Below are 14399 nucleotides of genomic sequence, written 5' to 3' on the forward strand. Positions count from 1 at the left end.
TTATTGTGGGCATGAGCGTATATTCTATAAAAGACCTGGAGCATTTATCAGGAATTAAAGCACACACCATACGAATTTGGGAGCAACGTTATGATCTATTTTCACCCCAGCGGACGGCAACAAACATTCGTTTTTATAATGATGATGATTTAAAGCTTATTCTAAACATAGCTTCCTTAAAAAACCACGGCATCAAAATCAGTAAAATCGTGGCAATGCCCGAGGATGTTTTGGCTGATGAGGTCCGAAAAATTGAGTTTGAAGATCTATCACATGAAGACCAAATAAGTGCACTCACCTTGGCCATGATTGATTTAGACGAAAAAAGTTTTGCCTCATTGCTTGAGTTGAGCATAGAGAAAATGGGATTTGAAAAGACCATGGTTGAAATTATTTACCCATTTATGAGGAAAATAGGGATTCTTTGGCTGACCAATGCTATCAACCCCGCGCAAGAGCATTTTATTTCACAGTTAGTCAGACAAAAGCTAATCGTTGCGACGGATCACACACAAACGAATGAAAATGGTCCACTTTTCCTCTTATTCTTGCCGGAAGGGGAGCTTCATGAACTGGGTCTTCTCTATGCGAACTTCTTATTAAGATCCAGAGGTGCTCGAACTGTTTTTTTTGGTCAGACTGTTCCACTTGAAGCCTTAGAAGAAGTATACCATAAGCTCAACCCGGACTACCTAATGACCTCAATAACAACTTCACCTGAATCAAAGGACGTGCAGCAATACATAAAACGTCTGGGCACTAGATTTAAAAACAGTATAGTTTATATAACAGGAAGTCGAGTTGTAGGTCAGGATATTGAAATTCCCACCAATGTTTCTGTTCTGAATCAGTTTGAAGATTTAAATCAGATCACTCGAGATATCGCTATCAACAAATCTCAAGGGTAAGCCTTCTTTTAACAAATTGAGCTAGAGAGGCATCCAGTCTGTCCGGATTTAATGTGCATTTAGCCCGCTTTAATTAAATCAATACAACAGTTTTTTTTGAAAAAATGCAGAAAGTGTAAGTTTTTCTGCAAGAATGATATGCAATAGTTTCTCTCCTTTGATTTAGGAAATCTAAACGAGTTATTGGATATCAAAATGAATAGTAATTAGTCAAAATAATGGCTTTTCAATCATGTATTTAATTTTTGTTTAATCTTTTTATTTTTTTATTAAACAAAATATCTATAACTTCGTTTAAATTTTACAACCAAACGTTAAACAATATGACAGCTTTAGAATTCGGTTATAGAATAGAAAACTTAACAAGCTCCCTGAAGCCTTATGCTTTGAAATTGACCAAAGACGGAGAAGATGCGAATGACCTATTACAGGAAACCGTATTCAAAGCCTATAACAATCGAGATAAATTTCAGGATGGCACCAATCTAAAAGCCTGGATGTATACCATCATGCGTAATACATTTATTACCAATTATCAGCGTATGGTGAGGAGAAATACGTTTATTGATACAACAGAGAATAACCACTTCATTAACTCATCAGGTTCTGTCATTGAAAACAACGCAAAAGGAAACTTCGTAATGAGAGACATTAAGGCATCCATTGACAGCCTTAAAGACATTCATAAAGTTCCTTTTACCTTGTATTTTAGAGGTTTCAAGTATCACGAAATCGCTGAAAAACTAAATATTCCAATCGGAACTGTGAAAAATAGAATTCATATCGCCAGAAAGGAATTGAAAAAGGGACTTAAAGTATATGCAAACTAAGAATTTCCATAGTAGAGTTGTTGTGATAGGGGCCGGATTTTCCGGCCTTTCTTGTTCCTGCCATCTGGCAAAGATGGGCTACAATGTGACCCTCCTTGAAAAAAATGATCAGCCTGGAGGAAGAGCCAGGAGCTACTCTGATAAAGGTTTTACCTGGGATATGGGGCCGTCTTGGTATTGGATGCCCGATGTGTTTGAGAAGTTCTTCTCCACTTTCGATAGAAAAGTTTCTGACTACTACCAGTTAGACCGGCTTGACCCCTCTTATCGAATCAAGTTCAAAAATGATACAATCGACATCCCAGCAACCATGTCTGAGCTTGAAAAACTTTTTGAAAACATTGAGCCGGGTAGTAGCAAAAAACTACAATCCTTTTTAAAGCAAGCAAAGTATAAATACAATGTAGGAGTTAAAAAACTGGTGTACAAACCAAGCCGGTCACTGCTTGAATTTGTTGATTTGAAATTGCTTCTTGGTCTTCTCCAGATGGATGTATTCACCTCTATCTCCAGGCACGTTCGCAAACACTTCAAAGATGAGCGGCTTATTCAGTTGATGGAGTTCCCCATTCTTTTTTTAGGAGCTACTGCTGAAAACACACCTGCCCTTTACAGTCTTATGAATTATGCAGACCTATCTCTGGGTACTTGGTATCCCAAAGGTGGTATGAATTCAGTGGTTCAAGGCATGGTTAAGCTTGCCGAAGAATTAGGGGTTGAAATAAAGTTAGGTGAGGAAGTAACCAACTTTTCATTCAGTGGAAAGAAAGTGGCTGCTGTAGAAACAGCTACTAAATCTTATGAATGTGACATGGTTGTGGCTGGAGCAGATTATCATTACATTGATCAACATATTCTCCCTCAGCACTTTCAGAATTACAGCAAAAAGTATTGGGATTCAAGAGTACTGGCCCCTTCATCTCTCCTGTTCTACATCGGGGTAAGCAAGCAGCTGCCAAATCTGAAACATCACACACTTTTCTTTGATGAAGACTTCAAACAACACGCGACCGAAATTTATGATACTCCACAATGGCCAAGCAAACCATTGTTATACGTCTCAGCAACTTCAAAAACTGATGATGCCGTCGCACCAAAGGGAATGGAAAACCTCGTAGTATTGATACCGGTAGCCCCGGATATTGAAGACACAGAAGAAATAAGAGAAAAATATTTCAATCTAATAATGGATAAGCTTGAGACATTTACTGGAGAGAATATTCGTGATCATATCATCACCAAAAGAAGCTATGCGCATAAAGAGTTTATTGAGGATTATCACTCATTCAAAGGCAATGCATACGGGCTAGCAAATACATTACGTCAGACTGCAGTCTTAAAACCCTCTTTAAAAAATAAAAATCTTAAAAACTTCTATTACACTGGTCAGTTAACTGTCCCGGGACCTGGCGTACCACCATCACTCATTTCAGGTGAAGTGGTGGCAAAAGAAATGGGTAAAGATTTCCCTATTTTTAAAAACCAATGATTGATCTCTACACGAAGACCGCCTTTGATTGCAGTAAGTTGATAACCAAGACTTACAGTACTTCATTTTCCATGGGCATCCGCACATTGAACAAGAAATACCATGCTCCTATTTATGCGATTTATGGTTTTGTAAGATATGCAGATGAGATTGTGGACACTTTTCACGATCACAATAAAAGTGAGCTGCTACAGCGATTTAAGGATGATACGTACAGATCAATAAAAGAGAAGATTAGCTTAAATCCGATATTACATTCATTTCAGGATGTCGTAAATACATACCAAATAGATCATGATTTGATCGAGGCATTTCTAATTAGCATGGAAATGGACTTGAGCAAAACAGATTATTCGGATCCTGATTACAAAAAATATATTTACGGGAGTGCTGAAGTCATAGGTCTCATGTGTCTGAAGGTTTTCTGTAACGGAAATGAAGAAAAGTATCAAGAGTTACTAACTCCAGCTCAGCACCTTGGCTCAGCTTTTCAAAAAGTAAACTTCCTCAGGGACATCAGGAGTGACTATGATGAAAGAGGAAGAGTATATTTTCCGGGAGTCGATTTTAAAAATTTTAGCAATGAAGAAAAGAAGAAAATTGAAGACGATATAAAAAAAGAGTTTAAAGAAGCTTTGATTGGAATAATAAAGCTTCCCAATGGAGTGCGGGCAGGTGTTTATCTGGCGTATATCTATTACACCGTGCTTTTCAAAAAAATATCTCGTCTTTCACCTGACAGAATAAAAAATGAAAGAATTCGAGTGCCAAATGGGAAGAAATTTCTATTACTTATTAAATGCTACTTTTTACATAAATTCAATTTCATTGTGAAATGAACAAGACTAGCATTACGTTCGTTATAAAAACGATAATCCATCAGGTTAAATGTCGATACTAATAAATGTACTTATTGTGATTGGCACCTTCCTTTTTATGGAAGGAGTTGCATGGTTTACTCATAAATTTATCATGCATGGGTTTTTATGGAGCTGGCATAAGTCACATCATAAAGTGCACAATCATGCACTAGAAATGAATGACCTTTTTGCATTGGTTTTCAGCATCCCGTCCATACTCACTATCTACCTTGGATATAATAACTATACAGAATTCTGGTGGCTTTTGTATATTGGTATAGGCATTCTATGCTATGGGGTTTTCTATTTTATCTTTCACGATATAATAGTGCACAGACGAATAAAGATTCCGTTTAAAGCTAAAAGCAAGTATATGAAGCGCATCATGCGTGCCCATTATGTACACCATGAAAAACACACTAAAAAGGAGGCCGAAGCTTTTGGGTTTTTATATGCACCAAAGAAATACGAGAAATAACGTTTTTGCATTATCATTTGATAAATTGCACAAAATCGTTACATTTGATCATCGTTAAAGAATCGGCTTCTTTTAATTAACCAATAAAAAAGCGAGCTAAATGGCAGATCAAAAAAAAGAAGAGGCTTGGGGTCCAATCGAAGGGTTCTCCAACTATGAAATCTCCAATAGGGGAAAAATTCGAAGTAAAAGCAGAAAGGTATGGCACAAAGGGAGTAAGACGCACATGAAGTTGCGTGGAAAGCTTATGCGTCAGCGGTGGAATAAAATATGTAAGTGTTACTTCCTGGACTTAATTGATGATAATGGTAAGCGAAGAACCGTATATCCTCACAAAGAGACAGCAAAAGTTTTTGTGAAGAATAAGGATGCAGAAAAAACCATGATCATTCACAAAGACAACAACCCACGAAACAATTATTTCGAAAATTTGGAATGGATGACTCCTTCCGAGCATATGAAATGGCAATTTGAAGTTGGCAACAAAAACAACTACAAAGTTTGGAAGACTAGAAAGAAAAGATACAAAAATGGCTTTAAGCCTGACACGGTTCTGCCAGGAAGACCAAAGAAAAATAAAGCAAAAGCCTAACCGGCATAAAAGAGTAAAGGGTCCCGAAAATTCGGAACCCTTTTTTAATACTCTAACTAACCTAACCTAAAATCGCTTAACGCAATATTTCCCTTCTTCACCACCTGCTGGTAGCGAATATATCTTAGCTAAAATGGAAGTGGATTATTCTGCAGATGGCTCTACGCTCACGTAGGATCTGTCTTTTCTTCCTTTGTGGAATTTCACAACACCATCAGATAAAGCGAACAATGTGTGATCTTTACCAAGACCAACATTATCACCCGGGTGATGCTTAGTACCTCTCTGGCGAACAATAATGTTTCCAGCTACAGCTTTCTGTCCACCGAAGATTTTTACTCCGAGTCTTTTACTTTCTGACTCTCTTCCGTTTTTCGAACTACCTACACCTTTCTTATGTGCCATGAGATTTTATCCTTTAATGTCTTCGATCAAAATTTTAGAAAACTGCTGACGGTGACCATTTCTCACCTTATAGCCTTTTCTTCTCTTCTTTTTGAACACGATCACCTTATCGTCTTTCACATGCTCAAGAATCTTGGCAGAAACTTTGGCACCTTTGACTGTAGGCGCACCTACTTTCACCTTACCATCATTATCTACTAGTAGTACTTTATCAAAGTCTACTTTTGCACCCTCCTTGCCCTCCATTAATGGAGCGTAAAGGAATTTGTCTTTCTCTGCTTTATACTGCTTCCCAGCAATGTCTACTATCGCGTACATTTTATCTTCTTTTGAAAAAAGGATTGCAAAGATACGATTTCAATACCAATATCCAAACATCGAGTGCGGATAAAATCCTGTGAAAATAATTTTAAATTTTTTTTCACTTTTTTTTACCCCCATTTCTGCGTGTTTTCATCAAAGTAGCAATTGCAAATTTGTGATCTAAATCACTAAAATACAATTCGTTATCATAAATATTTAATATCCAAATCACACCTTCCGCACCCGTAATAACTGCTTGGAATTTCCCGTCATTTTGAACACATTTGTAGACAAGCCGCGAGAAAAAATAAACCACTCTTAGGGCTGTATCCCAAGACTTAAAAAAAGTTTGAAATAAGCACACTTTATTCGTGAGCTTAGGGGTGTTTTATTGTTTAGGAAATAGATTAAAAACTATTCAGAAAACAGAGATTTATGAGCGATACAACAGCACACGTAGACGAACCTATCCTTAGAGAGAATAAAGACCGCTTTGTTCTCTTTCCTATACAACACAGTGACATCTGGGAATATTACAAGAAAGCTGAAGCTAGCTTCTGGACTGCTGAGGAAATCGACCTAAGCCAGGATTTGAAAGACTGGAACAATACCATGAGTGACGATGAAAAACATTTCATCAAACATGTATTGGCATTCTTTGCTGCAAGTGATGGTATTGTTAATGAAAATCTGGCTGAAAATTTTGTTGCTGAAGTACAATATACAGAAGCTAAGTTTTTCTATGGCTTCCAGATCGCTGTGGAAAACATTCACTCCGAAACCTACTCCTTATTAATAGATACCTACGTAAAAGATCCTAAGGAAAAAGACTACCTCTTCAATGCCATTGAAACAATGGACTGTGTGAAGAAAAAAGCTGACTGGGCACTGAGGTGGATCGATGATGGATCATTTGCTGAAAGACTTGTGGCATTTGCTGCTGTTGAAGGGATATTCTTCTCCGGTAGCTTTTGTAGTATTTTCTGGCTGAAGAAAAGAGGATTAATGCCGGGCCTGTCCTTTTCCAACGAACTGATCTCTCGAGATGAAGGACTTCACTGTGATTTTGCCTGCTTGCTTTATACAGATCATGTGAAGAATCAGCTTCCTAAAGAGACTGTTCAGAAAATCATTCAGGATGCAGTAATGATAGAAAAAGAATTTGTAACTGATGCACTCCCTGTAAAACTAATCGGTATGAACTCTGACCTGATGTGTCAGTACATCGAGTTTGTAGCCGATAGATTGCTGAATGAGCTGGGATGCGATAAAGTATATAACTCGACCAACCCATTTGATTTCATGGAAATGATTTCCCTTCAGGGAAAAACAAACTTCTTTGAGAAAAGAGTTGGAGAATACCAGAAAGCCGGAGTAATGGATGGAGATAATAGCGGAAAATCCAAGTTCTCCTTAGATGAAGATTTTTAAAGAATTTATGTGTAATCACCTTATCACGATAGCCCTATGTTAGTAGTAAAAAGAGACGGAAGACGAGAGTCCGTAAAATTTGACAAAATCACAGCTCGGATTGAGAAGCTGTGTTATGGTTTAAACGCAGACTATGTAAAGCCAGTAGAAATTGCCAAGAAGGTAATTGATGGGTTGTACGATGGTGTGTCTACCATCGAATTGGACAACCTTGCAGCTGAGACGGCAGCAACAATGACGACACGTCACCCTGATTTTGCGAAGCTGGCAGCTAGAATTTCTATTTCAAACCTGCACAAGGTTACGGAAACCTCATTCTCAAACACCATGAAGAGAATGTATGAGTTCATCAATCCGAAAACCGGGGGAAATGCAGCATTACTTTCTAAGGAGGTTTACGGAATCATTCGAAAAAATGCAAAGAGACTGGATGATGCGGTTGATTACGATAGAGATTACAATTACGACTATTTCGGCTACAAAACATTAGAGCGTTCATATTTAATGAAACTGGATGGCAAGATTGTGGAACGTCCACAACACATGCTTATGAGAGTTTCTGTAGGTATTCATGGTGAAGACATTGATTCGGCAATTCAGACATACAATTTAATGTCAGAGAAGTGGTTTACACATGCCACTCCTACCCTTTTCAATGCCGGAACACCAAAACCTCAGCTTTCATCTTGTTTCTTACTTACCATGCAGGATGATAGTATCGATGGCATCTACGACACATTAAAGCAATGTGCGAAGATTTCACAGTCGGCCGGTGGTATTGGTTTGAGCATTCATAATGTAAGAGCAACAGGTGCATATATCAAAGGAACCAATGGTACTTCCAATGGAATTGTGCCAATGCTTCGAAACTTTGACATGACTGCCAGATACGTTGATCAGGGTGGTGGAAAGAGAAAAGGAAGCTTTGCGATCTATCTGGAGCCATGGCATGCTGACATTTTCGATTTCCTTGATCTTAGAAAGAATCACGGTAAAGAAGAGATGCGAGCAAGAGACTTGTTCTATGCACTTTGGATTCCGGACCTTTTCATGAAGCGTGTGGAAGAAAACGGTGACTGGACGATCATGTCTCCAGATGAGTGCCCCGGGCTCTACGAAGCATATGGGGATGAGTTTGAAGCACTTTATGAAAAGTACGAGCGAGAAGGAAAAGGAAGAAAAACCATAAAGGCTCAAGACCTTTGGTTTGAAATCTTGGAAGCTCAAATTGAAACAGGCACTCCTTATATGTTATATAAAGATGCGGCTAACAAAAAATCGAACCAAAAGAACTTGGGAACCATCCGATCCAGTAACCTCTGTACTGAGATCATGGAGTACACTTCTAAAGACGAGGTGGCCGTTTGTAACCTGGCTTCTATTGCTCTTTCAAGATTTGTGATTGATGGGAAATTCGATCACCAAAAGCTTTATGAGATTACTAAAGTGGTCACACGAAACCTAAATAAGGTGATTGATGTGAACTACTACCCGGTACCAGAAGCACGAAATTCCAACATGAAGCACCGTCCTATCGGTATTGGTGTTCAGGGTCTTGCGGATACGTTCTTGCTTTTGAAAATGGCTTTCGAGTCTGAAGAAGCGAAGAAGCTAAACAAAGAAATCTTTGAAACCATCTACTTTGCTGCAATGGAAACTTCCATGGAGCTTGCTCAGGTGGAAGGTGCATACGAAACATTTAAAGGTTCACCGGTATCTAAAGGAGTATTCCAATTCGATATGTGGGGTGTAACTCCAGATTCAGGAAGATGGGACTGGACAGACCTGAAGCAGAAAGTGAAGAAAAATGGGGTGAGAAACTCATTACTTCTCGCACCAATGCCAACAGCCTCTACTTCTCAGATTCTTGGAAACAATGAGTGCTTTGAGCCATATACTTCAAACCTCTACCTAAGAAGAGTACTGTCTGGAGAGTTCATTGTAGCCAACAAGCACTTAATGAGTGAATTGATAGATCTAGGCCTTTGGGATGATCGAATGATGAATCGAATCAAAGCTGAGAATGGATCAATTCAGAACATCACCGAGATTCCTGATGAGATCAAAGAAAGATATAAGACCGTATGGGAAATCTCACAGAAGGCAATCATTGATATGTCCGCTGATCGTGGAGCATACATCTGTCAGAGCCAGAGCCTGAATATCCACTTACAGGATGCTAATTTCGGTAAGATGACCTCTATGCACTTCTATGCCTGGAAAAAAGGATTGAAGACGGGCATGTACTACTTGAGAACGAAAGCTGCTACTGACGCAATCAAGTTTACCGTATCAAAAGAAAAACAGGAACAGCCAAAGGAAGTTACAGCCGCTCAGACGGCAGCAGCGACTCAGACACAAGCACAGATTGATCAGCAAGCTGCCATGCAGTGTTCGCTCGACAATCCGGATGATTGTGAAATGTGTGGTTCTTAACCAATGAATAGGTAATTAGAAATTTTAATAAGTGTAATTCTTAAAAGCCCTGATTTTCCATTTGAAGTCAGGGCTTTGTTTTTGAGTGCTTCTGTAGCCAGTTAACAACCTCATTCTCTTGAATATTTCCTGCTGCTAATTCTGTAATAAAGATCACGACATCTTTCTCATCAATTTCAATACCTACCTGATTGATCAACAGAAAAGTTATAGCAGAGATGAAACCAGTCCGTTTATTTCCATCCTGAAAGGGGTGGTTTCTAATAATACCGAAGGCATATGCCGCTGCACACTCAATTATGGAAGCGCTTTCATATGCATGAAGGTTCATTGGTCTCGCTAATGCTGAATCCAAGAGTCCTTCATCCCTGATTCCTGCAAGTCCTCCATGTTCGGAAATTTGCTCATTATGAATACTGAAAATCAGCTTTTTAGTTAACCATTTAATTTCCATTACTTAGCCAACTCCCTCAAAGCGTTTCGATATTTCTTCATCACTTTTTTAGCAGCATTCATTTGCTCCTCAAATTCCACATCATAGGCTGTCAGCTCGATTCCATTGGGAGTATCCACAAAAAAAATTGTGTCTCCCTTCTCTACTTTTAATTTTTCTATAATCTCTTTTGGAAGCACCACTCCCACTGAAGATCCAATCGTTGTTACTTTAGCCTTTCTCATAATACAAAATTATAACAATTATTATAACGATAATTGACCTGTTAAAGTTATATTTCATCTACATATAATTATGTAAATTGCTTATCACTAAAAATCACATTATGAAAAAGCTATTGTCAATCGCACTTTCGGTTTTTACATTTTCATTGTTTGGCCAGTGTAATGATGCATTCTTTCCATTTGAGGAAGGCGTGAATTTTGAACAGACGTCATATGACAAAAAAGGAAAGACCCAGGGAAGAACCATTAGTACTGTACTCAATGTAGATGGGTCATCTGCCACAGTCAAAAATGTATTCTTCGATAAGAAAGATGAAGAAGTGGCCGATGGTGAATACACTATCATTTGTGAAGGAGATGTCATCAAAATGGACTTCAATAATTTCATCCCGGAGGAGATGTTGAGCCAGTACGGAGATGCAGAGGTAAAAGTAGAAGGAGATTTTATCACTATCCCGGATGACTTACAGGAAGGTCAAACGCTGCAAGATGGATCCGGAACTGTAACCATCACCATGGCAAGTCAGGCTGCTATGAATATAAAAATGGACATGGAGATCATCGATAGGAAAGTGGAAAAAGCTGAAACATTAGATACTCCTGCTGGCTCTTTTGATACCTATAAAATCACGCAAAAAACCATCGTAACTATGAACATGATGGGAATGAAAAAAACGACAGAAACTTCATCAGCTTCCTGGTTTTCAAAGGGTGTTGGGATGGTAAAAAACGAAAGCTATGACCAAAAAGGCAACCTTGCAGGCTACTCTTTACTCACAGCTTTCAATAAAAATTAACGGGCTCCTTTAATTATTTCTTCGACCACCTCAGGGTTTAACAACGTCGAAGTATCTCCCATGTTTTCAGTATCCTTACTGGCAATCTTTCGGAGAATCCTTCGCATGATTTTTCCTGAGCGTGTTTTCGGTAAACCGGATACTAACTGAATATGATCGGGCTTAGCAATAGGTCCGATCATTTTATTAACGGTTTGCCGTATCTCCTCCTCTATTCCCTCTTTCTCGGCAATCACAAACGCATAAATGCCTTGTCCCTTTATTTCATGAGGAAATCCAACAACAGCAGACTCCACAACCTTAGGATGCTCGTCAATAGCGTTCTCTACCTCTGCAGTTCCCATTCTATGTCCTGAGACATTTATTACATCATCCACCCTGCCAAGTATTCTTAAATAGCCATCGTGATCCCTCTTAGCGCCATCACCAGTGAAATACATGTTCTTGTAGGTAGAAAAATAGGTCTGTCTGCATCTTTCATGATCACCATAGGTGGTTCGTAAAATGGATGGCCATGGGTGTTTTATGCATAGGTTGCCTTCCACATTATTTCCCTCGAGCTCATTACCATCAGCATCCACAATGACAGGTTGAATGCCCGGCAATGGAAGAGATGCATGCGCAGGTTTATTTGGTGTAATTCCAGCTAGCGCTGAGATCATAATTCCGCCGGTTTCAGTTTGCCACCAGGTGTCTACCAATGGGCACCTGCCCTTCCCAATATGTTCATGATACCAGTGCCAGGCCTCCTCATTGATAGGCTCACCTACTGAACCAATCACGGTGATCGTATCTAGTTTATGTTTTTGAACTGGTTCCAACCCATGCGCTTGCAACGCTCGAATTGCGGTTGGGGCGGTGTAGAACTGATTTACTTTATGTTTATCACAGACTTCCCAAAATCGTCCTGCGTCCGGATAAGTAGGAACTCCCTCAAACATGATAGTAGTAGCTCCTGCTAGCAATGGACCATATACAATATATGAGTGACCGGTAATCCATCCCACATCTGCAGTGCACCAGTAGATATCACCAGGCTTATACTGAAACACATTAAGAAACGAATAATAGGTAAAGGTCATATACCCTCCACACGTATGCACCACTCCTTTAGGCTTACCCGTAGACCCTGAAGTGTAAAGAATGAAAAGTAAGTCTTCAGCATCCATCTCCTCGGCCTCATGCTGTTCTGACACCCCCTTAATAGCGTCATGCCACCAGATGTCTCTTCCTGATTCCATATGGACATCAGATTTAGTTCGTTGAAAAACGATGACCTTTTCTACCACAGAGGATTTCTCCAGTGCCTCATCCACTACTCCCTTTACATCGATTGTTTTGGAGCCCCTGAAGTTTCCATCTGCCGTAAGCACCATCTTCGCCTCACAGTCATTGATTCGATCAGCCAGTGCACTTGAAGAAAAACCAGCAAACACGACTGAATGAACTGCTCCAATACGGGCGCACGCTAGCATAGCAACAGCGGCTTCCGGAATCATCGGCATATAAATGATTACCCGGTCACCTTTACCGACCCCATTCTCAATCATGGCATTTGAAAACTGACAGACCTTAGCATGAAGCTCTTTGTACGTAATTGATTGACCCTTTTCATTCGGATCATTTGGCTCCCATAAAATGGCGACCTGATCTCCACGGTTTTCCAGGTGCCGATCCAATAAATTTTCTGTGATATTTAACTTCCCATCAACGAACCATTTGACATCCGGATCTTTAAAATTCCACTCAAGTGTCTTGCTCCACTTTTTCCTCCAAGTAAACGAATCGGCGATTTCAGACCAGAATTTTTCCGGATCCTTAATGCTTTGATCATAAGTTTGCGTGTATTCAAGTAAAGATGATATTCTATGTGCTTTAGTAAAATCGTTCATATTTTTAAAGCTAATAAATGTGCACCTTTGCTCCATGAGATAGGAGTACCATTCTGAATGAATGGACAATGTAAATTTCTCTTTGTTAAAAGCTTTTACATTTCAAAAGAAAAATCCTATCTTTGCAGTCCTAAAATTTTGGAATACAGAAAAGCGTTATGGCAAACCATAAATCAGCACTTAAGAGAATTAGAAGCAACGAAGCGAAGAGACTGAGAAACAAATATCAGCACAAAACGACTCGTACGTTCATTAAAAGACTAAAAGAAACAACTGATAAGAAAGCTGGTGAAGAGCTTTTGACTCAAGTTATTTCTATGGTGGATAAACTTGCTAAGAAGAATATCATCCACAATAACAAAGCTGGTCACTTGAAGTCTCAATTGACCAAGCACGTAGCTGGACTTTAAGTTTTAGCTAAAAGACATTTTTTTACCCTGCTCAAGTAATTGTGCAGGGTTTTTTTGTTTCAAAACCAAAGTGGTTTATCCCGAAGGTTTTATTTTGCATCTTCCTATGGAAGATAACCGTTTGACTATAAAACGATGGGCAGAAGAGGATAGACCTAGAGAAAAACTACTCCTCAAAGGGAAGTCAGCACTTTCTGAAGCCGAGCTCATTGCGATACTTATTGGCTCTGGTAATACAGAACAAACTGCGGTAGAGTTATCACAACATATCCTAAAGCAATGTGGTAATAGCCTTGCATCCCTTGCACGGCTCTCTGTAAAAGATCTTCAAAAATTTAAAGGCATAGGTGAAGCAAAAGCCATTTCAATTGTGGCTGCATTGGAAATCGGAAGGCGAAGGAAAGAGGCTGAACCTTTGAAACGAATCAAGATCACTTCATCAAATGATGGATTTGAACTTCTACGAGGTGACTTCATGGATCTCAATCATGAAGAGTTTTGGCTGATATTACTAAAGCGAAACAATGAAGTGATTAAAAAAGAGATGCTGAGTCGGGGTGGTGTTTCCGGGACAGTAGTCGATGCAAAAATCATTTTCAAACGCGCGCTTGAAGAAACAGCCAGTGGAATCATTTTAGCTCATAATCATCCAAGTGGGAACCTGAAGCCAAGTCATGAAGATATCAATTTGACAAAGCGCCTAAAAGAGGCCGGGAAGTCACTTGACATTTCAGTACTTGACCACCTTATCATTACTGACAGTGCTTACTTCAGCTTTGCTGACGAAGATCTTTTGTAATCTACCTAACGCTTTAATGCGACAAATAAAATAACCTATTATCCCTCTTTGGAGACGGTCCGACGTATCGGGGGGTAGGGAGAGGAAATAA

Annotated in this window: 16 protein-coding genes; 11 read left to right on the top strand and 5 right to left on the bottom strand. The window is 39.3% G+C overall.

Going from position 1 to position 14399, the window contains the following annotated elements; genetic code table 11:
• The first annotated feature begins 11 nt into the window (after positions 1-11).
• The 6 genes from RIC88_RS13025 to RIC88_RS13050 all read left to right on the top strand — a co-directional run bounded on the left by RIC88_RS13025 (position 12) and on the right by RIC88_RS13050 (position 5157).
• Entirely contained in the window at positions 12-908 is an 897-nt protein-coding gene (locus tag RIC88_RS13025) for a MerR family transcriptional regulator (protein WP_350217982.1), read from the top strand.
• A 323-nt stretch (positions 909-1231) separates the two neighbouring features.
• Positions 1232-1738: an RNA polymerase sigma factor gene (locus RIC88_RS13030; protein ID WP_350217983.1), complete on the top strand. Its 507-nt coding sequence runs from the start codon at positions 1232-1234 to the stop codon at positions 1736-1738.
• Entirely contained in the window at positions 1728-3227 is a 1500-nt protein-coding gene (crtID, locus tag RIC88_RS13035; RefSeq protein ID WP_350217984.1) for a bifunctional phytoene desaturase/3,4-desaturase, read from the top strand. The genes RIC88_RS13030 and crtID overlap by 11 nt, the downstream gene beginning before the upstream one ends.
• Complete coding sequence (locus RIC88_RS13040) at positions 3224-4066, top strand: phytoene/squalene synthase family protein (RefSeq protein ID WP_350217985.1); 843 nt, start codon at positions 3224-3226, stop codon at positions 4064-4066. Before crtID ends, RIC88_RS13040 begins: the two co-directional genes overlap by 4 nt.
• A 49-nt stretch (positions 4067-4115) precedes the next feature.
• Positions 4116-4565 (top strand): sterol desaturase family protein, encoded by a 450-nt coding sequence (locus RIC88_RS13045; RefSeq protein ID WP_350217986.1) that lies wholly within the window; start codon positions 4116-4118, stop codon positions 4563-4565.
• Between the two features lie 100 nt (positions 4566-4665).
• Positions 4666-5157 carry an NUMOD4 domain-containing protein gene (locus RIC88_RS13050; RefSeq protein ID WP_350217987.1) on the top strand — a complete coding sequence of 164 codons (492 nt, stop codon included), beginning with the start codon at positions 4666-4668 and terminating at the stop codon, positions 5155-5157.
• Between the two features lie 144 nt (positions 5158-5301).
• Here RIC88_RS13050 and rpmA read toward each other — a convergent pair whose 3' ends face one another.
• Together rpmA and rplU are read right to left on the bottom strand one after the other, a co-directional pair.
• Complete coding sequence (gene rpmA / locus RIC88_RS13055; protein ID WP_350217988.1) at positions 5302-5562, bottom strand: 50S ribosomal protein L27; 261 nt, start codon at positions 5560-5562, stop codon at positions 5302-5304.
• Positions 5563-5568: 6 nt separating this feature from the next.
• Complete coding sequence (gene rplU, locus RIC88_RS13060) at positions 5569-5880, bottom strand: 50S ribosomal protein L21 (RefSeq protein WP_350217989.1); 312 nt, start codon at positions 5878-5880, stop codon at positions 5569-5571.
• 420 nt (positions 5881-6300) lie between these two features.
• Here rplU and RIC88_RS13065 point away from each other — a divergent pair, with 420 nt between their 5' ends.
• Both RIC88_RS13065 and RIC88_RS13070 read left to right on the top strand, forming a co-directional pair.
• Entirely contained in the window at positions 6301-7296 is a 996-nt protein-coding gene (locus RIC88_RS13065) for a ribonucleoside-diphosphate reductase small subunit (protein ID WP_350217990.1), read from the top strand.
• Positions 7297-7332: 36 nt separating this feature from the next.
• Positions 7333-9732 (top strand): ribonucleoside-diphosphate reductase subunit alpha, encoded by a 2400-nt coding sequence (locus tag RIC88_RS13070; RefSeq protein ID WP_350217991.1) that lies wholly within the window; start codon positions 7333-7335, stop codon positions 9730-9732.
• A gap of 67 nt (positions 9733-9799) precedes the next feature.
• On the opposite strand, the gene RIC88_RS13075 is transcribed toward RIC88_RS13070, so the two are convergent.
• Complete coding sequence (locus RIC88_RS13075; RefSeq protein WP_350217992.1) at positions 9800-10186, bottom strand: type II toxin-antitoxin system death-on-curing family toxin; 387 nt, start codon at positions 10184-10186, stop codon at positions 9800-9802.
• Positions 10186-10410, bottom strand: coding sequence for an AbrB/MazE/SpoVT family DNA-binding domain-containing protein (locus RIC88_RS13080; protein ID WP_350217993.1), 225 nt, complete (start codon positions 10408-10410; stop codon positions 10186-10188). Before RIC88_RS13080 ends, RIC88_RS13075 begins: the two co-directional genes overlap by 1 nt.
• A 101-nt stretch (positions 10411-10511) precedes the next feature.
• On the opposite strand from RIC88_RS13080, the gene RIC88_RS13085 reads away from it, so the two are divergent.
• Positions 10512-11207, top strand: a complete 696-nt coding sequence (locus RIC88_RS13085) for a TapB family protein (RefSeq protein ID WP_350217994.1) — start codon at positions 10512-10514, stop codon at positions 11205-11207.
• Here RIC88_RS13085 and acs read toward each other — a convergent pair.
• The gene (gene acs, locus RIC88_RS13090; RefSeq protein WP_350217995.1) at positions 11204-13099 is read right to left on the bottom strand and encodes an acetate--CoA ligase; all 1896 of its coding nucleotides are present in this window, start codon (positions 13097-13099) and stop codon (positions 11204-11206) included. The two genes, RIC88_RS13085 and acs, sit on opposite strands and share 4 nt — an antisense overlap.
• 158 nt (positions 13100-13257) lie before the next feature.
• On the opposite strand from acs, the gene rpsT reads away from it, so the two are divergent.
• Together rpsT and radC are read left to right on the top strand one after the other, a co-directional pair.
• Positions 13258-13509, top strand: coding sequence for a 30S ribosomal protein S20 (gene rpsT / locus RIC88_RS13095; protein WP_350217996.1), 252 nt, complete (start codon positions 13258-13260; stop codon positions 13507-13509).
• A 106-nt stretch (positions 13510-13615) separates the two neighbouring features.
• Positions 13616-14308: a RadC family protein gene (gene radC, locus RIC88_RS13100; RefSeq protein ID WP_350217997.1), complete on the top strand. Its 693-nt coding sequence runs from the start codon at positions 13616-13618 to the stop codon at positions 14306-14308.
• Positions 14309-14399 lie beyond the last annotated feature (91 nt).

The sequence above is a fragment of the Ekhidna sp. genome (genome assembly GCF_040220215.1).
In the GTDB taxonomy this organism is placed as follows: Bacteria; Bacteroidota; Bacteroidia; order Cytophagales; family Cyclobacteriaceae; genus Ekhidna.

Bases quoted from the DNA above. Each gene is read 5' to 3' on its own strand.
- RIC88_RS13025 (WP_350217982.1), top strand. From the start codon at position 12: ATGAGCGTATATTCTATAAAAGACCTGGAGCATTTATCAGGAATTAAA.
- RIC88_RS13030 (WP_350217983.1), top strand. From the start codon at position 1,232: ATGACAGCTTTAGAATTCGGTTATAGAATAGAAAACTTAACAAGCTCC.
- crtID (WP_350217984.1), top strand. From the start codon at position 1,728: ATGCAAACTAAGAATTTCCATAGTAGAGTTGTTGTGATAGGGGCCGGA.
- RIC88_RS13040 (WP_350217985.1), top strand. From the start codon at position 3,224: ATGATTGATCTCTACACGAAGACCGCCTTTGATTGCAGTAAGTTGATA.
- RIC88_RS13045 (WP_350217986.1), top strand. From the start codon at position 4,116: ATGTCGATACTAATAAATGTACTTATTGTGATTGGCACCTTCCTTTTT.
- RIC88_RS13050 (WP_350217987.1), top strand. From the start codon at position 4,666: ATGGCAGATCAAAAAAAAGAAGAGGCTTGGGGTCCAATCGAAGGGTTC.
- rpmA (WP_350217988.1), bottom strand. From the start codon at position 5,562: ATGGCACATAAGAAAGGTGTAGGTAGTTCGAAAAACGGAAGAGAGTCA.
- rplU (WP_350217989.1), bottom strand. From the start codon at position 5,880: ATGTACGCGATAGTAGACATTGCTGGGAAGCAGTATAAAGCAGAGAAA.
- RIC88_RS13065 (WP_350217990.1), top strand. From the start codon at position 6,301: ATGAGCGATACAACAGCACACGTAGACGAACCTATCCTTAGAGAGAAT.
- RIC88_RS13070 (WP_350217991.1), top strand. From the start codon at position 7,333: ATGTTAGTAGTAAAAAGAGACGGAAGACGAGAGTCCGTAAAATTTGAC.
- RIC88_RS13075 (WP_350217992.1), bottom strand. From the start codon at position 10,186: ATGGAAATTAAATGGTTAACTAAAAAGCTGATTTTCAGTATTCATAAT.
- RIC88_RS13080 (WP_350217993.1), bottom strand. From the start codon at position 10,410: ATGAGAAAGGCTAAAGTAACAACGATTGGATCTTCAGTGGGAGTGGTG.
- RIC88_RS13085 (WP_350217994.1), top strand. From the start codon at position 10,512: ATGAAAAAGCTATTGTCAATCGCACTTTCGGTTTTTACATTTTCATTG.
- acs (WP_350217995.1), bottom strand. From the start codon at position 13,099: ATGAACGATTTTACTAAAGCACATAGAATATCATCTTTACTTGAATAC.
- rpsT (WP_350217996.1), top strand. From the start codon at position 13,258: ATGGCAAACCATAAATCAGCACTTAAGAGAATTAGAAGCAACGAAGCG.
- radC (WP_350217997.1), top strand. From the start codon at position 13,616: ATGGAAGATAACCGTTTGACTATAAAACGATGGGCAGAAGAGGATAGA.